This window comes from Bradyrhizobium altum, from assembly GCF_020889705.1.
GTDB lineage: Bacteria > Pseudomonadota > Alphaproteobacteria > Rhizobiales > Xanthobacteraceae > Bradyrhizobium > Bradyrhizobium altum.
Window position 1 is genome coordinate 1 of record NZ_JACMYP010000100.1, and the last position, 21,563, is coordinate 21,563.

Consider the following 21,563-nt stretch of genomic DNA (forward strand, 5'->3'; position numbering starts at 1 on the left):
CGACTGCCCGCCCTGCCCGCTCAACTGCAGATCCCGGAGCGTATCGATCGAGCCGCGATCGACCGCGGTCGCGCGCCCCGTGACGTTGACGAGATAGATGCTGTCGCGAACCTGTGTGATCGGCGTGCCCTCGAGCACCGAATTCACGGCCGTGGCGATGTCTTCCGACGTGACGCCAAGCTGGCGCGCCTTGTCCTGGAGGACGTCGACCTTGACGACGCGCGCAGGCTCCATCCAGTCGAACACCACGCTGCCGAGATCGGGGTTGCTCCGCACAATGCCGGCGAGTTCCTGGGAGAGATCCCTGACCTTCGCGATATCAGGCCCGCTCACGCGGTATTGCACGGGACGTCCCACCGGCGGACCGACCTCGAGCAACTTGACGTAGGTGTCGGTGCCTGGAAACGTCTTCCTCAGATATTCCTCAAATTGTGCCTTGACGAGGTCGCGCGCCTTTATGCCGCCCTTGGTCACGACCACCATTTCGCCGAACCATGTATTCGCGGTCTGCACGTCGAACGACAGCACGAACCGCGGCGCGCCGGTGCCGACATAAGTCGACCAATGCTCCACGGAGCCATTGCCCTGCAGCTGTTCGCGCTCGAAGCGCGCCATCTGCGCATTGGTGTCTGCAATCGAGGCATTTTGCGGCAAGTTCCAGTCGATCACCAGTTCGTCACGGTCCGACGAGGGAAAGAACTGTTGCTGCACGAATGTCATGCCGAACAACGCGACAAAGAAGGCTGCAACCGTCACGCCGACCGTGATCCAACGGTGATGCATGCAGACGAGCAGCACGCGGGCGAACATCTGCGCCAGCCGGCCCTTCTCCTCATGATGGCCCTTCATCTTTGCCGGCAGAATGGTGACGCCGAGCAGCGGGGTGAACAGCACCGCGACGATCCACGACACGATCAGGGAGACCGCAATCACCACGAACAGGGTGAAGGTAAATTCGCCGGCATTGCTGCTGTTCAGCCCAATCGGGATGAAGCCCGCGACGGTGACCAGCGTGCCCGTTAGCATGGGAAAAGCGGTCGACGTATAGACGTGGGTCGCTGCCTTTTCCAGAGGATCGCCGACCTCCAGCCGGGCCACCATCATTTCGACGGCAATCATCGCGTCATCGACCAGCAGGCCCAGCGCGATGATCAATGCACCCAGCGAAATTCTCTGCAATGAAATGCCGGCATAGGCCATCACCACGAAGGTAATGGCGAGAACCAGCGGAATTGCGATTGCGACGACGAGTCCGGCCCGCATGCCCAAGCTGAGAAAGCTGATGGCGAGGACGATCACCACGGCCTCAAACAGCGCTTCGGTGAAGCCCGACACGGCATGCTCGACGACGACAGGCTGATCGGCGACCAGATGAACGCCGACGCCAATCGGCAGGTCGGCAATGACCTTCGACATTTGCTCCTTCAGCGCCTCGCCGAAGTGAAGCAGGTTTGCGCCGGACTTCATGCCGATGGCAAGCCCGATCGCGGGCTGGCCGTTGTACCTGAACAAGGTCTGGGGCGGATCGGCATAACCGCGCGTGATAGTCGCGACGTCGGTCAGCGGAAAGAAGCGGTCGTTGATCCGGAGATTGACCGCCTTCAGGCTTGCCTCCGACGTGAATTGGCCGCTCACACGCACGCTAATGCGCTCGGGGCCCTCCTGGAAGACGCCGGACGGCGCGACCGCGTTTTGTCCCTGCAGGGAGGCCATGATCGAGCGGACATCGAGGCCGAGGGCCGCGATCTTCCGGGTGGAAAATTCGAGATAGATCACTTCGTCCTGCGCGCCAAGAATGTCGACCTTACCCACATCAGGCACGGTCAAAACCTTGGCGCGGATACCTTCGACCTCGTCGCGCAGCTGACGCTGGGTCAAGCCGTCGCTGGTGAACGCATAAATATTGCCGAACACGTCGCCGAAGCGATCGTTGAAGCCCGGCCCGATCACTCCTTGCGGAAAATCACCCTTGATATCCGCGATCATGTTACGGACGCGGACCCAGGTCGGCTTGACGTCAGCCGCCTTTGTCGTGTCTCGCAAATAGACGAATACGGTGGTCTGGCCCGCGACCGTCACGCTCTTGGTGTAGTCGAGCGATTCCAGTTCCTCGAGCTTCTTTTCGATCCTGTCGGTGACCTGGCGCGTCATCTCTTCAGGCGATGCGCCCGGCCACTGCGCCTGGATCACCATGGTCTTGATGGTGAAGTCGGGATCTTCCTGACGGCCAAGCTGAAGGTAGGCAAAGAGGCCTGCCGCCATGAAGGCGATCATGAAATACCAGACGAGCGAACGATGGCGGAGCGCCCAGTCGGAAAGGTTGAACGACTTCATGGGTTCTGATCCTGTTCGATACGGACTTGCTGTCCTGGCTTGAGGCTGTGGATTCCGGCGGTCACGACGCGCGCACCGGGGGCAAGCCCATCGGTGACGCGTGCACCTGCGGGGTCCCCGGCGAGATCGACCTTGTGCAGCGATACGGTGCTCGCAGGCTGATCGATGACCCAGAGGAAATTCGCGCCATCCTTAGCGAGCACCGCCGAGGCGGGGACGCGCAATGTCGGACTTTGCGTAGTGCCGAGCTTCGCCGTAACGGTCGTGCCTAAGCGGAAACTTTCAGGGGGATTGTCGAGGGCGATGCGGACCCGCCGCAGGCGCGTCACGGGGTCCGCCTGCGGGGCGATCTCGCGAACCTTGCCTTCCACCTGAACGGCGGGGAGAAGCTGCAAGCCGACTGTGAATGGTAGGCCAATTTCAAGCGGCACCGGGAAATCCTCCCCGATATCGACAACCGCCTCCCTGATGTCGGGCCTCGCGACCGTTACGACGCTTTGGCCCGGCGAGACCACCTGTCCGACCTCCGCCCCCACTGCGGTGACGACCCCTGCGAAATCGGCCTTGAGCTGTGCATAGCCGCGCTGCTCAATTGCCTTGATCAAGTTTGCCTGCGCGTGCGCCACCGACGCGTCGGCACCCGCCCGCGCCTGCTCGGCATTGTCCAGCGTCTGCTTTGTGGTGGCGTCACTTGTGATGAGGGTTCGCTGCCGCTCCTCCGTCGCCGTTGTCGTCGCCAGCTGCGCCTGGGCCTTCGCAAGCTCAGCCTTGGCCGCGCGTACGGCGAGCTCGAGGGCCGTGGGGTCGATCGTGCCGACCGTCTGTCCTTCGCTGACGAGGTCACCGACGTATACGGGACGCGCGGTCAGACGTCCCAGCACGCGGAACGCAAGATTGGTCTTGTACCGGGGCTCAACAACACCCACGGCGACTGTGCTGTCCGCGCTACTCGGCTCAAGGACCATCGACAGCACAGGCCGAACGGGCTCGGGCGCTTTCGTGTCCTGCTGACATCCGGCCAGCACCAGCGCGGATATAAACGTGCCGGTTGCAATCATGGCGCGCCTGTTCATGACGGGTCTCCCTCATATGTCACGGCCTGGCCAACGCTCAGCAGCTTGCCGCCATCGATCACGACGCGCTCGCCCGGCTTGAGGCCCGCCTTGATCAGCACTTCGCGGGCTTCATAACCGGCAATCGTCACTGGCTTGAGCGCAGCCGTTTTGGTCGCCGGATCGACAGTCCAAACCGCGGGCTTCGATCCTGCCGCCGCCAATGCACTCCAGGGCAATGCGATCTGCTGCTGGGCTTTCGCTTTGACGGTTCCTGCAACGGCGCTTCCAAGCGTCATCGCTGCCGGCGGATCCTGGATGGCAACCTTGACGCGGATGGTCGCGCTCTTCGCGTCAATCGCGGGCGAGACTTCCCTGACACGCCCGTTCGCCGTCGCGCCTGCGTCGGAGACAAGCGCCAGCGACACGCGGCTGTCTTCGAGGTTGCCAAAGAAGATGGATTCGTAGACGTCGAAGACGGCATCCCGCTCGCCGTCCTGCGCCAGCGAGAACACGGGCTGCGCGGCCTGTACGACCTGGCCGACTTCCAGATTGCGCGCGGTGATGACGCCTGCCGCTCCTGCGCGCAGCGCGGTATAGCCAAGGGCGTCTTTCGACATTCCGAGCGCAGCTTTTGCGGCTTCAAGCGCACCTTCTGCGGTTCGCAATCCTTCCTGCGCCTGATCGTAGACCGTGCGCGTGGTGAAACCGCTTGCGATCAGCGTCTTCTGCCGTTCGAAGGTCGCCATGGCCACGCGCAACTGAGATTGCGCGGCTGTGACCGCCGCGGCTGCGGCATCGACGTCGGCCTGCTGCTCGGCGGGATCGAGCACAGCCAGGATCTCACCAGCCTCGACGTGAGCGCCGACATCGACATAGCGCGCGAGCACACGTCCGCTGACGCGGAATGACAGATCCGCGCGAAACCGGGCCTGGATATCGCCGGTCAGGGTGACGGAGGCTTGTCGGTCGCGCGGCTGCACGATCTCTGTTCGCACCATCGCGGCACGCGTGATGGGAGCGGCGGCATGATCGTTGCAGCCACTCAGCGCGATCGCGACAAGCGCGGCCGCCAGAACGCTGGGACCCCTCAGCTTGCGTTTGCGGGCAGTTTCAACGACTTCAGCTTGGTTCGTAGTATGTTTCATGACACGTCCATGCGGTGACCAGGTGACAACAACTCGCCCAGCACATCCGCCGCCTGGGCAGAGAGCTGTTGGACTCCCCGAGGCGGACCTGGATCTGGTCGAATTGCAGTGGGGCGGCTGTCCTGATCCGGGGAGCTTGCTCTCGTGCAAAGCGCCGAGGTACCGGATGGACTGACGTCTGATCGGCGAGACGGCCACGGGATGCGACGCTCCGCGATCGCAAAGTTCGCCTGCCACTCACGCTCTCTCAGAGGAAATGAAAGGACGACGGATGTGAATTCATCGCCGGAGCCGTGCTCGACCCGGCCACCGAGACCCCTGGCAAGATCATTGCTGATCCGCAGTCCGCGCCCCGCAACGCCCCGTGCCGGCCGCGACCCATTGTCCAGGACGACGCAATTCACCAGCGCGCCGATTCGTGTCAGCTTGATCTTGATTTCTCCGGTCCGCGCGTCGAAGCACGCATGTTTCGCGGCCTCGGTTACGAGCCCGTGGACGATCATTCCGAGCCGCCGGCATCGCTCTGGTTGGAGTGGAAGATATTCGGTGGCGACTACCAGCCGGATATTCATCCGATCCAGCAACGAACGTCGCATGGCGCTGCCCATCATGCGGATGTAGGTCGCGGCGTCGATAAGTGCCTTGCCCTTGGGCATTGCGAGCGCCTGCTGCACATCGGCATGACCATGCAACAGTTCGACCACGTCGCTTAGGGCGCGCTTGGCCTCCGCCCCCTCGACCCGGACCGCCGCGGCCGAGACCAGGTTGATCGCCGAGGCGAGCCCATTATTGATCCGGTGATTCAATTCGCGCAGCAGAATGCCCTGCTCCACGATTGGCGAGTCCGGGCTGCACACAGTCACGACGATCTCCTCAGGTTGGCGGACCAGGCGGCGGCCGAACGCGCATCTGGCGGTCGGCCGGTCATACGGAGCAGCTGGCGCAGGCAGGCCAATCAACGCCGGCCTGTGCGAAAACCAAATTACACTATACCGTATATTTTCTTTTCATTGCATTTCCTGACGGGCCATGTCAAGTGGAATCCAGACACGCAAAAACTCGTGATTGGGAGACGGTGATGGCGACGAACAAAAGCCCGAAACGCGGCAGGCCGCCCAAGGACCTAGCCGGCGACGTCCAGGCGCGGATTCTCGATGCAGCCCAGCAGCTCTTTCTCGAGAAAGGCTTCCGGAGTGCCAGTATCGACGACATCTCCGAGTTGGCCCCTGCGAGCAAACCGACCATCTATGCCCACTTCCCCGGCAAGGAGGCGCTGTTCGTGGCTGTGGTGGTGCGGACCATCAACGGATTGACGGATTTCGAGGGGTTCACGCCGGCAGGCCGCACCATCCAGGAGAAGCTCGCCAATCTCGGCATCGAGCTCGTGGAGAGATTTGTCGAGGACACGTTGGACCTCACGCGCGCAACGATCGCCGAGGCGCGCCGATTTCCCGAGTTGAGCCGGAATGTTCACGATGCGGCGCGCGACCGAGCGGCTGGAGCAGTTTCGCAACTCTTGAACGAAGCGACGCAGAGGGTCGCGCGCTCACCTAAAGGACCTTTCAGCGCAAAGCGGAGCGTAGCGACCGCGCAGATGTTCATGGATCTTATCCTGCTTCCGATGCTGATGAGATCTCTGATGGGTGAAGAACTGAAAGATCTCAAAAAGGAGTTGCCGACGTTCCTGCACGAACGAATCAATTTTTTTCTCGCGGCTTGCGAGACGGACTGGAGGCCGTGAACCAGCCGAAGGCCTCGCCGCTATCCTTGCGCCGCGGCTTTGGGACGGATATCGGCGGGCAGGTCGATCGGCCGACCTCACCGTCAATGACGCAGGGCGCCGGTGCAGAAATCCATCATCTCATCGAACTTGGGCCGAACGGCAGCCGTATTGATCCGCGGCGGATTGAGATACCCCTCCATTGCTTCAAGCAGGCAACAGGTCATTGCCCTTGCACATCCCGGTCGTAGCTCGCCGCTCGCCTGTCCGGCAGCAATGGTCGCGCGCACAAACCCCCGGATCCGGTCTGTGTAAGACTGGGCGATTGCCCAGTTCTCGCGTACCGCCGCAGCGACCAATTCGTGTTCCTTGCTGTCGTGCTCCAGCCGATGTTGGTGCAGCTGCGAGATCGTTCTCAAGGCAGCCGTTAGGCGCTCCAGGGCGGAGTCTCCGCGAGCCGCAAGGGTTGAGCCGCGGACATGCGATCGAACAGATCCGCCGCGATCGTCTCGTCGATCGCCTGCCTTGAAGGGAAGAAGCGGTAAACGTTAGCGGGCGACATCGACGCCCCGCGAGCGATATCGGCGACGGTGGTCTTCCTGAAGCCGATCTCGCGGTGCAGTCGGATCGCTGCCTGTACGATTCGCCGCCGGATGCACGACGACCCGGCCTGGCGTATCCGCTGCGGCATCGCTTGGAACCCTCAGTGAGATGGGATCGAATGCAATTCACGCCGGCAGGTTTCGCCGAAGTGACGCAAGGGGTCCATCTCCTCCATGAGTTCGGGCAAATCGACCAGTTCGGGATTCGGCGAAAGGTAGGTTTCGACGATCAGGCGACCTGCCCGCTCTGCGGCTTGAACCACCTCATCGCTAGAAAGAATCCTCATCCGTCCGACAAGCGCGTACAAATTGACCAGTTGAGGAATCTCGGACCTGTCGCTGACGAGCGCTTCGGCATAGAGACGAGAGGCTTCCTCGATGAAACTCCGATAGAGCCGCTCGCGCTTGGCGATCGACCGGGTATTATGACGCTCGCGAAGTTTGCGGCGCCGGGTCACCCAACCCGACACGATCGTGGAGATCGCTCCGAAGGCCGAGCCACCGAACGCGGCGAAAGCGGGGGCATAAACAGTGTTCATGCGATCATTCCTCTCTCGCGCCGCGGCGGGGCGCCCCAATAGTCCTGACCGAAGCAGCTTCCGCAGCGCGGTCAAAGACAGCTCTGCAAGCATCGCTCAGAGCTGACTCTCTTTGCCGGAGACAGGCCTCTACGTTCGCGGCGTCGGGGATGTAGCCAAGGCATAGCCGGAAGGCATCAGGCGCGCAGGCGGCCCTCTGTTCGGGAGTGCCGCGGCTCTCCTGCGCAAAGGCAGTCGCGTTGCCGAACATTGCGGCCAGAACGACTACTAAAGTGTGCTTGAACATACAAAATCCCCTCTTCTGCTGAGGCATCGCGCGCTCGAACGGGAAACGCAGCGTCATGCTCCGATTCCCCCGCCCGTCGAACTGCCTCAACACGAGCTTGTGAGTCTTCGCTCTTGACACACCCCGCGGTACAGGATGTATATGAACTATACGGTTTAGTGTATTTATGGAGCCGAGAATGTCAACACTTTTGTGGTCGCGCGCGAAGGAAAATCCGTGGCCGGGGCTTGCGCTCGCCTCCCTGAACCTGGTCGTGGCTCTGTCCCTCGTGGCCCTGAGCCTGCTGCTGGGCGTTACGATCGCGTTGCTTGCCGGGGTGCACGCGTTCGTCGGCGGGCGCTCCTGGATCGCGCCGAGAGCACTTCGGCGCCGGAGCCCGGCCCTGTGAGCAGAGCATCCGCTTTGTCGATGCGTGCGCGCAGTTCCGCCGGGACTCAAGCTCCCGTGCGGGGTTACTTTCTGTGGGTCGGCGGAGCGTTGCTCATGCTGCTCCTTGCAGCCAATTCCCTGCTGCCCGCGCCCCCGCCAAACAAGCTCATCGAATCGCACTCTACGCTTCCGCCGATCCGGATCGCCTCCGAACTGAAGGGACCGGAAGCAATTATCATCGATACCAGCCAGTCCGGTTTGCTCCCCATTCTCCCGGACAGGGAGATTGAGGTCCCCTCGCCGCTTACCTCGGAAGTGGCCGACGCCGTACGACAGCCGCCCGCGTCAATATCCGAGCAAGCCGATGCGAGTGACGCTAGTCCCGCAATCCCGACTCATGTCCGCGAAACGTTGGCGCAGTTAGATCCGGGAGTCTCCGATCAAGCCGGCTCAAGCACGAGGCCAGTCGGGCTTGCCTCGGAACCACGACGCAATTTCGCTCGAACTCACGCCGAGAAGCGACGGCGACCTGCGCGGCATTCGTCTTTCGATACCACTCTCGAACGCTGCGCTTCACTGAACCAAGGTTCGTGTCGATAGGCCCGTCGTGGACCCTCGCACACCCATAAGACCACCGATCAATTTTTCACGGATAGCCACGGGATTTACCTCATCATGTCGAAGAAGCGAATGTTAGCAATTATAGTTTTGTCCGCCACGCTTGCTGCCACGGGCGCGAGAGCCGATGTCACCCACACATCTTTGGACGCCACAAATAGAAGCGTAGCCGCGCAAGGCGATGCCGATGAAACGGTGATTCGTCGCCTGCTCGAGCAATTTCGCACCATAAAAATTCCACTCAGTCAGGCGGTAGCGATCGCCGAGCATCTACATGACGGTTCAAAGACTGCGGATGTTAGTTTTGAGATTTCCGGTCCGGCCATTTATCGGGTACGGACGGTAGGCAATGAACGACTTTGGGAAAATGTCATAGATGCTAACACCGGAAGAGTGACAGAAAGGGAAGTTTCGTCATCGCTGAAGGAGCTCGACCGAGAGAATCTGGGCAAAATCATTGCCCTGAAGTCAGTTGAGCAAGAGCTGTCGGACGCCGTACGCATCGCCGAGCAGGCTGCAGCGGGGAGTGCTCTTGCCGGAGGTCTGGTGAAGCAGGATGACAAACTCAACTTCGTGGTCGTCATCGCCAGTGGTGATCGCTTGAAGGAGGTCACGCTCGAGCCGCCCAAAGTAGCACGACGGGGGTCAGCTCACCACTAACCGCGGTTCAGCGGATTAGGCTGCGCCTGCCGGCAGCAACTCACCCCCTTGGCCGCAGTTTGGCGGCACTGCTGCCGAGCGGTTCGTTGCGAGGATCTGGCACACGTCGGCGCGGGAAACGACGTAGTTTCTCAGGACGTAAGCAACGATCAGCCCAAACACGAGCGCACCTGTCTAAACGCTGGATGCGATGGCAGAGAGCGGTGCGGCGGCGGGCGTCGATCGTGACGGAGAAAGGAACATGTAAGGCCAAAACGAGATAGCGTTCCGAATGCAGTGGCAGAGATCGCTGCTGAGAAACCTGCCGGCACCGTGCAACGTGGCCCTTCTTGGAAAGGCCTTCCACGGGCGGTTCAATGATCGCAACTTGCGTACGCCACGGTGCTACACCGTAGTGCTACACCGTCATTTTCCGGCGGCTCGAGAATGCTTGATTTTGAAGGACTTTTCCGCTGTCCGAAATCGATGGCGGAGAGAGTGGGAGTCAAACCCACGATTCTCGATTGCCCCCCTTCGAACAACTGACACTGCTCGTAAGCACTCGCCGGCCTCCTGCCCTCGGAAACCCAGACCTGCACATGCGCCATAAGCTTGCGACGTTGGCTGTGACGAGATATTTCTTAGTGTGCCGGTGCACACGTCATGCACAAGCCGCCTTCTAATCTTGAATAATTTTAGCTTTTGCTCAATCCATCATGGGCTCAATTTGAGCTAGGTGGTGCCAACGGGACCGAGGCGAATAAGGAGTGTCCGCTTTGCGCTAGAACCTATCGGTGCTTCTGGCCAGATTCTAAGCGCGCCCCGCCCTCCTGTACGATCGAGCGCGCTGCGATACTCCATCAGTGAAGACGCAATGGATATCGGACCTCTGCTAGGCTAAGCCAAGCTCACTACTTCGGTCAGAATTTTCAACGCGAAGGAAGCGAGAACACTCGACCAAACTACGCCAAATTGCGCGACGGCCGCCGGCCGCACTACTCCCACTCAATCGTCCCCGGCGGCTTGGACGTCACATCATACACCACCCGGTTCACGCCCTTCACCTCGTTGATGATGCGCGTGGCGGTCTCGCCTAAGAACTTCATGTCGAACTGGTAGAAGTCCGCGGTCATGCCGTCGGTCGAGGTGACGGCGCGCAGGCCGACGACGTATTCGTAGGTGCGGCCGTCGCCCATCACGCCGACGGTCTTGACCGGCAGCAGCACCGCAAAAGCCTGCCAGATCGCGTCATAGAGGCCGTGCTTGCGGATCTGGTCGATATAGACGGCGTCCGCGTTGCGCAGGATGTCGAGCTTTTCCTTGGTGATGTCGCCGGGGCAGCGGATGGCAAGGCCGGGCCCGGGAACGGGTGGCGGCCGACGAACACTTCGGGCAGGCCGAGCTCGCGGCCGAGCACGCGCACCTCGTCCTTGAACAGCTCGCGCAGCGGCTCGACCAGCTTCATGTTCATGCGGGCCGGAAGGCCGCCGACATTGTGGTGCGACTTGATGGTGACAGACGGCCCGCCGGTGAAGGAGACGCTCTCGATCACGTCAGGATAGAGCGTGCCCTGCGCCAGGAATGCGGCGCCGCCGATTTTCTTCGCCTCCGCCTCGAACGCCTCGATGAACAGCCGCCCGATGGTCTTGCGCTTCACTTCGGGATCGGTGACGCCTTCGAGCTCGCCCAAAAACTCTTTCGACGCATCCACATGGACCAGCGGGATGTTGTAATGGTTGCGGAACAGGTCGACGACGGTCCTGGCCTCGTCGAGCCGCAGCAATCCGTGATCGACGAACACGCAGGTGAGCTGGTCGCCGATCGCCTCGTGGATCAGCACCGCCGCCACGGCTGAGTCCACGCCGCCGGACAGGCCGCAGATCACCTTGCCCGAACCTACCTGCGCGCGGATCTTCTCGATCGCCTCCTCGCGGAAGGCGCGCATGGTCCAGTCGCCGGTCAGGCCTGCGACCTTGCGCACGAAGTTGCGCAACAGTTTGGCGCCGTCTGGCGTGTGCACCACCTCGGGATGGAACATCAGCCCGTAGTACTTGCGCTTCTCGTCCTGGATGATCGCGAACGGCGCGTTCGGCGAGGTGCCGGCCACCGAGAAGCCGGGCGGCATTTTTGTGATGCGGTCGCCATGGCTCATCCACACCTGGTGCTTTTCGCCGTGGCCCCAGACGCCGTCGAACAGCTGGCTGTCGGTCTTCACCTCGACATCGGCGCGGCCGAATTCGCGGTGGTGCCCGCCCTCGACCTCGCCGCCGAGCTGGGCGGCCAAGGTCATCTGGCCGTAGCAGATGCCGAGCACGGGAACGCCGGATTCGAAGATCAGCTGCGGGGCGCGCGGCGAGCCGGTCTCGTGCACCGACTCAGGCCCGCCGGAGAGGATCACCGCCTTCGGCTTCATCTCCTTAAAGGCGGCCTCCGCCTTCTGGAACGGCACGATCTCGGAATAGACCCCCATCTCGCGGACGCGGCGGGCGATCAGTTGCGTCACCTGGCTGCCGAAATCGACAATCAGAATCTTGTCATGCGCCGAAGCCACCGTGGGCGCCGACGAGTCATGAGCTGTGTCTTGGGCTGTGTGCTGGGCTGTCATGGCAAGCAGATACGCGACACCGCCCGCCCCCGCAACCGCGCAGCGCGGGGCGCCCACATTCTTCTTTGGGCATGGACAAATCGATATAGGTCAGCATTATTGACCTAGTTTCGCCACAACCAATGGGAGGAAACAAATGCCAGATTTTCACGAACCATCCCGCCTCGCAGCGCTCGGCCACGACTGGATCGCCGCCTGGAACGCGCGCGACCTCGAGCGCGTGCTGGCGATGTATTCGGAGGATACCGAGATGACCTCGGACCGGATCCCGGCGCTCGGCTTCGGCGCCTCCGGCACCGTGCGCGGCAAGGCGCAGTTGCGGGCCTATTGGAGCGCCGCGCTCGCCAAACTGCCCGAGCTGCATTTCGAGCTGATCGACCTCTATGTCTCGCCCGACAGCGTCGTCGTGTTCTACCAGAACGAACGCGGCAAGAAGATCTGCGAGTATCTGAGGCTCGACGTCGAAGGCAAGATCAGGCAGGGCTCGGCGAACCATCTGGTGGGGTGAGGTGTTGCGGCATCGCTCCCTCTCCCGTCACCCTGAGGTGCGAGCGGAGCGAGCCTCGAAGGGCGACGGCCCGGCCCCATCCCATCCTTCGAGGCTCGCCGAGCGCTGCTGGCGCACCGCTCGACGCGCACCTCAGGATGACGCCGGAGTGTGGGGATAGCGACAACGTTGTCCGTTGCGCACACGCAGCACTCATCGCCTCCGCGTCGCAACCTTCCTCACCTTCGTATCCGCCCAGCTCAGCGGCTTGCCGCTCTTCGACGGCAGCACGAGTTGGCCGACGGCCTGCCCGGCCTGGTCCAGCAGCACCGAATGCGGCTCGCCCCGCGCATAGAGATGCGCCTCGCCCCATTGCCGCAAGGAGACCACGATCGGGAACAGGTCGTGTCCCCGCTTTGTCAGCACATATGCCTGATAGGCGCTGCCGTCGGACGCCGCGACCTGCTCGAGCACGCCGGTTTCGACCAGCTTGCGCAGCCGCGCCGTCAGCATGCCTTTGGCGATGCCGAGGTTCCTCTGGAAATCGCCGAACCGGCGCAGGCCGTCGAACGCGTCGCGCACGATCAACAGCGACCACCAGTCGCCGATCGCATCCAGCGCGCGGGCCACCGGGCATTCCGCCTTTGCAAATCCGGTCCGCTGCATCGCGCTCCACCTCCCTCGATCACGATTCCGAACTGGTCTTAAAATAAGACTAGACAGGCCGCGATGCAACTGGTCTCATTATAAGACCAGATTGCGAATTGCAGCGGAGCCAAGATGACGAACCAGACCATGACGGAGGCCGGACCGGCCACGGGCGATCACAAGACGGACGGCAAGCCCCGCGACACCAAGGCGGGCGCGCTGTCGCCCGCGATCGTGCTGTTGTTTGCGGTCGCCTGCGGGCTGAGTGTTGCCAACATCTATTCCGCCCAGCCGCTGCTCGACACCATGGCGCAGGACCTCGGCATTACCCCCGCCGCGATCGGCATTGTGGTGACGCTGACCCAGGTCGGCCTCGCCTTCGGCCTGATGCTGATCGTGCCGCTCGGCGACCTCTGGGACCGCCGCAAGCTGATCGTCGGCCAGATCATGCTGTCCGCCGTCGCGCTCGTCGTGGTCGGCACAGCGCCAAACGCGGTCGTGCTGTTTGGCGGAATGGCGCTGGTCGGGCTGCTCGCCGTCGTGATCCAGGTGATCGTTGCCTTCGCCGCGACATCGGCCTCGCCGGCCGAGCGCGGACAGACCATCGGCACCATTCAAAGCGGCGTCGTGTCGGGCATCCTGCTGGCTCGTTTTGCGTCGGGCACGCTCGCCGATATCGGCGGATGGCGCATGGTCTACCTGACCTCGGCGGTGCTGATGCTCGCGATGGCCACGCTGCTCGCCTATGTGCTGCCGCGGCAGCCGCCGCGGGCGTTGACCGCATCATCCTATGCAAAGCTGTTGCGCTCGACGGCCGCGCTCCTCGCCGAGGAGCATGTTTTGCGCGAGCGCGCCGTGTTCGCGTTCCTGATCTTCGCGAGCTTCAGCGCGTTCTGGAGCTCGGTCGTGCTGCCGCTCGCCGCGCCGCCGCTGTCGCTGTCGCACACCGCGATCGGAATGCTCGGCATTGCCGGCCTCGCCGGCGCGCTGGCGGCGCGCAATTCGGGCCGCCTCGCCGATCGCGGCTGGGGCCAGCGCACCACCGGATTGTCGCTGCTGCTGATGCTGGCCGGCTGGGCCCCGATTGCCTGCCTGCACGCTTCGCTGTGGCTGGTGCTCGCCGGCGTCGTCATGATCGACTTCGCGGTGCAGGCCGTCCATGTCACCAACCAGAGCCTGATCGTCGCTGCGCGCCCCGAGGCGTCGAGCCGCCTGATCGGCGTGTACATGGTGTTCTATTCGATCGGAAGCGGGCTCGGCGCGATCTCGTCGACGATGGCCTATGCCGCCGCCGGCTGGCTCGGCGTCTGCGCGCTCGGGGCTGCGATCAGCGCCTGCGCGCTGCTGTACTGGGTCATCGTGGTGAGCAGGACGCCGGTGCCAGTGGGCGCGTGTTCCGAAGCGTAGGAACTCAACTCGTCATTGCGAACGAAGCGAAGCAATCCATATGTGCGGAGCCATGGATTGCTTCGTCGCTTACGCTCCTCGCAATGACGAGCGGTGGACGCGTCACGCCTTCTTCAGCACCGAGACGAAGAAGCCGTCCGTGCCGGTGCGTCGCGGCGTCATCAGCAGGCCCTCCGGCGATTGCAGCGCGGCCTCGGTAAATGCCTCGGCCTTGTCCCACAGCACCGATGCGGTCTGCTCCGGCGGCTGCACCGAAAACTCCGGATGCCGCGCGATGAATGCCTCGACCTGCTCGCCGTTCTCCTCCGCCAGCACCGAGCAGGTGATGTAGGCGATGCGGCCGCCGGACTTGACCAGCGGCGCGGCGCGCGCCAGCACCGCGGCCTGATCCTTCAGCCGGACCTCGAGCGCGCCGGGACGCATCCGCCATTTGGCGTCGGGATTGCGGCGCCAGGTGCCGGTGCCGGTGCACGGCGCATCGATCTGCACGAGGTCGGCGGAGGCCTTGATGTCGGACAGCACCTCGTCCTCGCCGCGCGGCGTGCGCACGTCGCAATTGTGCACGCCGGCGCGTGACAGCCGCTCGTGGATCGGCACGAGCTGGCGCTTGTCGCTGTCGGTCGCAATCAGCCGGCCCTTGCCGTCCATCATTGCGGCCAGCGCCAACGTCTTGCCGCCGGCGCCGCGCAGAGATCGATCACCTGCTCGCCGGGCTTGGCCGCCGAGAACATCGCCGCGAGTTGCGAGCCCTCGTCCTGGACTTCGATGGCGCCCTTGATGAAATCCTCCTCGGCATGGATGCCGGGATTGCGCGCGTCGGCGCCAAGCTCGATGCGCAGGCCGAGCGGCGACCACGGTGTCTCCTTTGCGCCGAGATGCGACAGCCGCGGCAGCACCTTCTCGCGCTTGCCGCGCAGCGTGTTGACGCGCAGATCGAGCGGCGCGCGGCTCGCCATCGCGGTCGCTTCCGCGGCGCGGTCATCGCCGAACACTTTTGCCAGATACGGGTCGAGCCAGTCCGGATAGTCACCCGCGACATGCGCCGGCGCATCCTTGAGCGAGCGCGAGGCCAAGGCAGCCTCCTCGGCCGCGGTCAGCGGTTCCGGCGCGAAGCGGCCGCCGTCGCACAGCGCCGAGATCGTCGGGATGTCCATGCCGCGCTCGAGCTTGAGCATGCCGAGCACCCGCGACCGGGGGCTGGCATCGTCCATCAGATAGGCCGCGGAGGATTGCCGGCGCAGCACGTCCCAGATCAGGCCGGAGATCGCGGCGCGATCGCCGGAGCCGGCATAGCGGTGCGCGGTGCCCCATTCCTTCAGCGCTTTCGCCGCGGGAATGCGCTGTGCGTCGATGGTGGCGATCAGCTCGATCGCGGCGGAAAGCCGGGCAGCAGGGGTCATCGATCTCTTTCGGTTGGGCGCATCAAATCAGCAGCAGGAGCTTGAGCGCGAAATACAGCCACATCGCCGCCAGCACCAGCACGCCGGCGAACCAGGCGAGCGAGCGCGGCCGCACGTCGTTGGAAGTGACGAATACCCCGGCATGGGCAAACCGCGTCACCACAAACACCCAGGACATCAGCACGATGAACAGATCGGCACGGCGCAGCGGCAGCGCAATGGCGATCAGGACATAGAGCAGCACCGGCAGCTCGAACTGATTGGCGAAGCAATTGCCGAGTTGGGTGGCGCGCTCCGGCCAGTTCGGCTGGCGCAGGGCGATATCGGCCATCTTGGTCTCACCGCTCGCCAGCGTCCGCGTGCGCAGCGTGGCCATCCCAAACAGAAGTGCGAAGGTGAGCCCAATCTGGATGAAGACCGGCAACAGAACCATTTGAACCGACATCAAGAATCTCCCTTAAGCCGGGCGTCCGGCCGCCCTCTTAGCGGTCGCGGCCGCGCAACACAATGAATCGTCCGCGGTAACCCGTTGAACCACGATCCGAGCCCGGGTGACCAACTCCCAGGAATAATGGCGGTTTCAGTTCCTCACGGCTGACGCGATGTGCATCATCACCCCGATCCTGGACGGCGCGGCCCTGGCGGCCGCAGGCCCCGGCGATCTCGTCACCTCCCTATTGAAGGCGATCGACCCCGGCATCGGCTGGTTCGACGACGCGGCGGATGGCGGGCTCGGCATGGTGCTGTCGGGGCTCGCCGGCGTCGCGGCCGCGCTCCCGGTCGCCATCCTGCTCTCGGTCTATTTCCGCCGCGGCTATCGCTCGACGCGCGACATCCTCGGGCACAGCCTCGCCACGGCGCTAGTGCTCAGCCTGCTCGGCTATGCGGCCTACGACATGGGGCACGATGCGCTTGCCTATCTCGGGCTCAACGCATCGCCGGCCGCGACGGGAACAAACCCGCCAAACACCGGGCTGCTCGGAGGTCGCGGCGGTCCGCCTGCCCTACCCATCCGCGCGGACGAGCAGCTTGCGATCTAACGGCCTGCGCCGCCGGATCAAACAAGACATCAAACAACGCATCAAACAGAGGAGCGAAGAACACACTGAAATCGTCATCGTTCCGACTTCGCGCCGACACTATAATTCGGCCGAAAGGATCGATGCATGCCCCAGTTTCGCCTGACACAAATCTCCGACACCCACCTCGCGCGCCGCTTCAAGCCGCTCGTCGACAACTTTCATCGCGTCAGCGAGCACATCGACGCGACGCGTCCCGATCTCGTGCTCAACTCCGGCGACGTCGCGTTCGATGGGCCGACCAGCCGCGACGATCTGGTGTTCGCCAAGGAACTGCACAGCGCGCTGCCGGTCGATTGCCTCTATCTGCCGGGCAATCACGACATCGGCGACAATCCGACTGCGGTGGGCCCGGTCCCGACGCAACTGCCGACCGAAGAGACGCGCCGCGCCTTCACCTCGGTGCTCGGCGAGGATCGCTGGCATTTCGACGCCGCCGGCTGGTGCTTCATCGGCCTCAATTCACTGATCATGAACACCGGCCTCGACAGCGAGGCCGCGCAGTTCGACTGGCTCGCCTCGGCGCTCGACAAGGCCGTCGGCAGACCGGTCGCGCTGTTCCTGCACAAGCCGCTCTATCTCGACGTGCCCTACGATGCCGAACGCGTCGAGACCGCGATCCGCTTCGTGCCGCAGCCGGCGCGCCGCCGCCTGATCGAGATGTTCGGCAAGGTCGATTGGCGCCTGGTCGGCAGCGGCCACGTGCACCAGCGCCGCGATTACACGTTCGAGCACGTCAGACAGATCTGGGCGCCCTCGACCGGCTTCATCATCTCAGATGCGCGACAGGAAGTGATCGGCATCAAGGAAACCGGCCTGGTCGAATACCGCTTCCAGCCGGACAGCTTTGAAGTCCGACACATCAGGGCCAAGGGTCAGGTCGATGTCGACCTGGACATGCTGCTCGGCAAGCAGCCGGCGTGAGCCGTCTCAGCTCCGCGCCGCGTCGTTCAGGTCCCGCTTGATGACGGTAAGCAGCGCCTGCAGCGAGTCCTTGTTCGGCTGTGCCGCCGCCGGCGTGGCTCGCATGCGCGGCACCTGCGGCATGAAGCGGACCGGCTCGGCGGCCGGCTCGTCCTCGACAAATTTTCCATGCAGGACGTCGTCGCGGCGGCCCATGACGAACATCGTCGCCCAATAGCCGAGGGCGAGGAGAATGACCCCGGAAACAATAGCTTCAAAAACCATGGCTACACCTGAAATATAGCCACATTGAATCAACTGCGCCGGGTCCCCGTCAAGCAAATGGGGGCCGAAAAGCCCCCAAAAGCCCGCCATTGTGGCGCTTTTGATACTTTGTTGCGCGGAATGGGAGCTGGAATGCCTCGTTTTGACGCGTTTTCTTGGCGCGAACCGGTGCCTATCCCGGATCAAGTCCGGGATAGGCTTCGCTCGAAAACACTATCGCTCAGGCCTTATCCGGCCCGATCCGGACCAGCTGCTTGCCGAAATTGGCGCCCTTGAGCAGGCCCATGAAGGCCTCCGGCGCGCTGTCCAGGCCCTCGGTCACGAACTCCTTGTACTTGACCTTGCCGTCGCGCACCCACTGCGACATGTCGCGCAGGAAGTCGCCATGCATGGCGGCGAAGTCGCTGACGATGAAGCCGCGGAAGGTCAGCCGCTTGGTCAGGATGTTGCGCATCATCGCGCCGGCCCATTTCGGGGCGTGCGCTTCGGTGTCGTTGTAGTGTGCGATCAGGCCGCAGACCGGGATGCGCGCGAACGCATTGAGCAGCGGAAACACCGCGTCGAACACCGCGCCGCCGACATTCTCGAAATAGACGTCGATGCCCTTCGGGCAGGCTTCCTTGAGCTTCGCCGCAAGATTGGGATCGCGATGATCGAGGCACTCGTCGAAGCCGAGCTCGTTCTTGACGTAGGCGCATTTGTCCTTGCCGCCGGCGATGCCGATCGCCCGCGCGCCCTTGATCTTCGCGATCTGGCCGACCGCCGAGCCGACGGCGCCGGACGCAGCCGCAACCACCACCGTCTCACCCGCCTGCGGCTTGCCGATCTCGAGCAGTCCCGTATAGGCGGTCATACCGGGCATGCCGAGCACACCGACCGCGGTCGAGATCGGCGCGATCTTCGGATCGATCTTGGCGAGCCCCTTGCCGTCGGACAGCGCATGCGTCTGCCAGCCCGCGCGCGACAGCACGATATCGCCCTTGGCAAAGGCGGGATTGTTGGACGCGATCACCTCGCTCACCGTACCGCCTTCCATCACCCCGCCGACCGGCACCGGTGCGGCATAGGACGGACCGTCGGCCATGCGGCCGCGCATATAGGGATCGAGCGACAGCCAGATGGTGCGGAGCAGCACCTCGCCCGCGCCCGGCGTCGGCGGCGTGTAGTCCTCGAGCCTGAAATTGGCCGGCGTGGGCTCGCCATGCGGGCGCGAGGCCAGAACGATGCGCTTTCCTTGGGACATGATTTCCTCTTGAGGTGATTGGTTCGTGGCGCACACGTAGTCACGCAATCCAGCTCCCCGCAAGGGAGATGGATTTGCTCTTTCGCGCGCGCTTGTTTGAAATCTTGTTTGAAATGACGGCCGTCATGCCGGGGGCATGCCGCCCGGCAGATCCGTCATTGCGGGGCAGTCCGCCTGGCTTCCGCGCGATCGTTAGTCGGCCGGGATGAAACGGAGGGTGCCTGCGCGACGCGTTGGCTTGCCGGTGTCATTGGTATGATTGACGCCGTCCATCACAGGCACCTCAGGGAAATCGAATGGGCTTACGCCGTCGAGGCACGCCACGTTAACGGCATACAGGCTTTGGTTCGATCGTCGCTGATGATGCGTGTAGATTCCGCAGCGAGAACAGAAGAAGTGCTGTGCCGATCCGGTGTGGAAGCGGTAGCTTGTCAGCGCCTCCTCGCCCTGCAGGAACTTGATCCCACCCATCTCCGCCATGACGACGACGGCACCACGCATCCGGCAGTAAGAGCAGGTGCAGCGGCGGATCGAACTGAAACCGTCGCTGAGCGTCGCCTCGAAGCGCACCGCGCCGCAATGGCACTGGCCGGCCCGAACGTTCGTGTCGCTCACCATGTCACCTGGGTCCCCTGTCAAGAGATTCCGGGATCGGTCCCGTGGACCGACCCGGAATGACGAACGAGGTGCTTACACCCCGCCCGGATAGTTCGGGGCTTCGCGCGTGATGGTCACGTCGTGGACGTGGCTCTCGCGCAGGCCGGCGCCGGTGATGCGGACGAACTCGGCCTTGTCGTGGAAGTCCTTGATGTCCTTCGCACCGACATAACCCATCGCCGCTCTGAGACCGCCGGCGAGCTGGTGCATCACGTTGCCGACCGGGCCCTTGTAGGGCACCTGGCCCTCGATGCCCTCCGGCACGAGCTTCAGCGTGTCCTTGATGTCCTGCTGGAAGTAGCGGTCGGCCGAGCCGCGCGCCATCGCGCCGACCGAGCCCATGCCGCGATAGGCCTTGTAGGAGCGGCCCTGCCACAGGAACACTTCGCCCGGCGTCTCGTCGGTGCCGGCGAGCAGCGAGCCGACCATCGCGATGTCGGCGCCGGCGGCCAGCGCCTTGGCGAGGTCGCCGGAATATTTGATGCCGCCGTCGGCGATGACTGGCACGTCGGCCTTCTTCGCCGCGGCCACCGCATCCATGATCGCGGTGAGCTGCGGCACGCCGACGCCGGCCACGATGCGCGTGGTGCAAATCGAGCCCGGACCGATGCCGACCTTGATGCAGTCGGCGCCCGCATCGATCAGCGCCTGCGCGCCGCCCTCGGTCGCGACGTTGCCGGCCACGACCTGCACGGCGTTGGAGAGCCGCTTGATGCGGTTGACGGCATTGAGCACATGCCGCGAGTGACCGTGCGCGGTATCGACCACGACGACGTCGACGCCGGCATCGATCAGCCGCTCGGTGCGCTCATAGCCGGTCTCGCCGACCGTGGTGGCGGCGGCGACACGCAGCCGGCCCTGCGCGTCCTTGCAGGCCAGCGGATGGGCGACCGCCTTTTCCATGTCCTTCACGGTGATCAGGCCGACGCAGCGATACTGGTCGTCGACGACGACCAGCTTTTCGATGCGATGCTGGTGCAGCATCCGCTTCGCCTCGTCCTGGCTGACGCCCTCGCGCACCGTGACGAGGTTCTCGTGCGTCATCAGCTCCGAGACCCTTTGCCGCGGATCGGTCGCGAAGCGCACGTCGCGGTTGGTCAGAATGCCGACCAGCTTGCCAGGCACGTTCTTGCCCGCACCAGTCACGACCGGGATGCCGGAGATGCCGTGATCCTTCATCAGCGTCAGCGCGTCCGACAGCGTGGCCTCGGGACCGATGGTGAGCGGATTGACCACCATGCCGGATTCGAATTTCTTGACCTGCCGCACCTGGGCAGCCTGGCCTTCGGGGTCGAAATTACGGTGGATGACGCCGAGGCCGCCGGCCTGCGCCATCGCAATCGCCATCCGCGCCTCGGTGACGGTGTCCATCGCGGACGCCATGATCGGGATGTTGAGCTGGATCGCGCGGGTGACCCGCGAGCGGATGTCGACTTCCGAGGGAAGAACGTCGGACAGACCGGGCTTCAGAAGCACATCGTCGAATGTGTAGGCTTCGCGGATAGCCTGAAATCCCGTGGCCATTGCCAACTCCTTATCTGC

20 protein-coding genes and 2 pseudogenes are annotated in these 21,563 nt (G+C 63.6%); 7 read left to right on the forward strand and 15 right to left on the reverse strand.

Annotation, left to right across the window (positions count from 1 at the left end):
- The 4 genes from H8B02_RS23235 to H8B02_RS23250 form a co-directional block, all read right to left on the reverse strand.
- Positions 1-2,334: efflux RND transporter permease subunit (locus H8B02_RS23235; RefSeq protein ID WP_229168438.1), on the reverse strand; the 2,334-nt coding region annotated here is incomplete at its 3' end.
- Positions 2,331-3,407: an efflux RND transporter periplasmic adaptor subunit gene (locus H8B02_RS23240; protein WP_229168439.1), complete on the reverse strand. Its 1,077-nt coding sequence runs from the start codon at positions 3,405-3,407 to the stop codon at positions 2,331-2,333. The genes H8B02_RS23240 and H8B02_RS23235, both read right to left, overlap by 4 nt.
- A complete protein-coding gene (locus H8B02_RS23245) occupies positions 3,404-4,534 on the reverse strand; it encodes an efflux RND transporter periplasmic adaptor subunit (protein ID WP_229168459.1) in 1,131 nt (376 codons plus the stop codon). Before H8B02_RS23245 ends, H8B02_RS23240 begins: the two co-directional genes overlap by 4 nt.
- Positions 4,531-5,397, reverse strand: coding sequence for a histidine kinase dimerization/phosphoacceptor domain -containing protein (locus H8B02_RS23250; protein WP_229168440.1), 867 nt, complete (start codon positions 5,395-5,397; stop codon positions 4,531-4,533). Before H8B02_RS23250 ends, H8B02_RS23245 begins: the two co-directional genes overlap by 4 nt.
- 215 nt (positions 5,398-5,612) lie before the next feature.
- On the opposite strand from H8B02_RS23250, the gene H8B02_RS23255 reads away from it, so the two are divergent.
- A complete protein-coding gene (locus tag H8B02_RS23255; RefSeq protein ID WP_229168441.1) occupies positions 5,613-6,275 on the forward strand; it encodes a TetR/AcrR family transcriptional regulator in 663 nt (220 codons plus the stop codon).
- Positions 6,276-6,358: 83 nt separating this feature from the next.
- Here the strand turns inward: H8B02_RS23255 and H8B02_RS23260 are convergent, their stop codons facing one another.
- From H8B02_RS23260 to H8B02_RS23270, 3 genes are read right to left on the reverse strand one after another with little or no spacing between them, the layout of a single operon-like run.
- Positions 6,359-6,673 carry a hypothetical protein gene (locus H8B02_RS23260; protein ID WP_229168442.1) on the reverse strand — a complete coding sequence of 105 codons (315 nt, stop codon included), beginning with the start codon at positions 6,671-6,673 and terminating at the stop codon, positions 6,359-6,361.
- Between the two features lie 8 nt (positions 6,674-6,681).
- The gene (locus H8B02_RS23265) at positions 6,682-6,945 is read right to left on the reverse strand and encodes a TetR/AcrR family transcriptional regulator (protein WP_229168443.1); all 264 of its coding nucleotides are present in this window, start codon (positions 6,943-6,945) and stop codon (positions 6,682-6,684) included.
- Positions 6,946-6,957: 12 nt separating this feature from the next.
- Positions 6,958-7,395, reverse strand: coding sequence for a hypothetical protein (locus H8B02_RS23270; RefSeq protein WP_229168444.1), 438 nt, complete (start codon positions 7,393-7,395; stop codon positions 6,958-6,960).
- Between the two features lie 464 nt (positions 7,396-7,859).
- On the opposite strand from H8B02_RS23270, the gene H8B02_RS23275 reads away from it, so the two are divergent.
- Entirely contained in the window at positions 7,860-8,069 is a 210-nt protein-coding gene (locus H8B02_RS23275) for a hypothetical protein (RefSeq protein WP_229168445.1), read from the forward strand.
- Between the two features lie 656 nt (positions 8,070-8,725).
- Entirely contained in the window at positions 8,726-9,328 is a 603-nt protein-coding gene (locus H8B02_RS23280) for a PepSY domain-containing protein (RefSeq protein WP_229168446.1), read from the forward strand.
- A 974-nt stretch (positions 9,329-10,302) separates the two neighbouring features.
- On the opposite strand, the pseudogene guaA reads toward H8B02_RS23280, so the two are convergent.
- Positions 10,303-11,912, reverse strand: a pseudogene (guaA, locus tag H8B02_RS23285) (glutamine-hydrolyzing GMP synthase).
- A 136-nt stretch (positions 11,913-12,048) separates the two neighbouring features.
- Between guaA and H8B02_RS23290 the strand changes: the two are divergent.
- The gene (locus tag H8B02_RS23290; protein ID WP_229168447.1) at positions 12,049-12,420 is read left to right on the forward strand and encodes a nuclear transport factor 2 family protein; all 372 of its coding nucleotides are present in this window, start codon (positions 12,049-12,051) and stop codon (positions 12,418-12,420) included.
- Between the two features lie 192 nt (positions 12,421-12,612).
- Here the strand turns inward: H8B02_RS23290 and H8B02_RS23295 are convergent, their stop codons facing one another.
- On the reverse strand, positions 12,613-13,065 hold the full coding sequence (locus tag H8B02_RS23295) for a winged helix-turn-helix transcriptional regulator (protein WP_229168448.1): 453 nt from the start codon (positions 13,063-13,065) through the stop codon (positions 12,613-12,615).
- Positions 13,066-13,179: 114 nt separating this feature from the next.
- On the opposite strand from H8B02_RS23295, the gene H8B02_RS23300 reads away from it, so the two are divergent.
- Positions 13,180-14,454, forward strand: a complete 1,275-nt coding sequence (locus tag H8B02_RS23300; protein WP_229168449.1) for an MFS transporter — start codon at positions 13,180-13,182, stop codon at positions 14,452-14,454.
- 102 nt (positions 14,455-14,556) lie between these two features.
- Here the strand turns inward: H8B02_RS23300 and H8B02_RS23305 are convergent.
- Positions 14,557-15,854: pseudogene (locus tag H8B02_RS23305) on the reverse strand (RsmB/NOP family class I SAM-dependent RNA methyltransferase).
- Between the two features lie 22 nt (positions 15,855-15,876).
- Entirely contained in the window at positions 15,877-16,299 is a 423-nt protein-coding gene (locus H8B02_RS23310) for an MAPEG family protein (RefSeq protein WP_229168450.1), read from the reverse strand.
- A gap of 157 nt (positions 16,300-16,456) precedes the next feature.
- Between H8B02_RS23310 and H8B02_RS23315 the strand changes: the two genes are divergently transcribed.
- Positions 16,457-16,894, forward strand: a complete 438-nt coding sequence (locus H8B02_RS23315) for a hypothetical protein (RefSeq protein WP_229168451.1) — start codon at positions 16,457-16,459, stop codon at positions 16,892-16,894.
- A 126-nt stretch (positions 16,895-17,020) separates the two neighbouring features.
- Positions 17,021-17,857 carry a metallophosphoesterase family protein gene (locus tag H8B02_RS23320; protein ID WP_229168452.1) on the forward strand — a complete coding sequence of 279 codons (837 nt, stop codon included), beginning with the start codon at positions 17,021-17,023 and terminating at the stop codon, positions 17,855-17,857.
- 6 nt (positions 17,858-17,863) lie between these two features.
- Here the strand turns inward: H8B02_RS23320 and H8B02_RS23325 are convergent, their stop codons facing one another.
- The 4 genes from H8B02_RS23325 to guaB form a co-directional block, all read right to left on the reverse strand.
- The gene (locus H8B02_RS23325) at positions 17,864-18,211 is read right to left on the reverse strand and encodes a hypothetical protein (RefSeq protein WP_376711705.1); all 348 of its coding nucleotides are present in this window, start codon (positions 18,209-18,211) and stop codon (positions 17,864-17,866) included.
- A 130-nt stretch (positions 18,212-18,341) separates the two neighbouring features.
- Positions 18,342-19,364, reverse strand: a complete 1,023-nt coding sequence (gene curA / locus H8B02_RS23330) for an NADPH-dependent curcumin/dihydrocurcumin reductase (RefSeq protein WP_229168453.1) — start codon at positions 19,362-19,364, stop codon at positions 18,342-18,344.
- 192 nt (positions 19,365-19,556) lie between these two features.
- Positions 19,557-19,982, reverse strand: coding sequence for a GFA family protein (locus tag H8B02_RS23335; RefSeq protein ID WP_092113193.1), 426 nt, complete (start codon positions 19,980-19,982; stop codon positions 19,557-19,559).
- Positions 19,983-20,054: 72 nt separating this feature from the next.
- Positions 20,055-21,545 (reverse strand): IMP dehydrogenase, encoded by a 1,491-nt coding sequence (guaB, locus tag H8B02_RS23340; protein ID WP_229168454.1) that lies wholly within the window; start codon positions 21,543-21,545, stop codon positions 20,055-20,057.
- Positions 21,546-21,563: the final 18 nt, after the last annotated feature.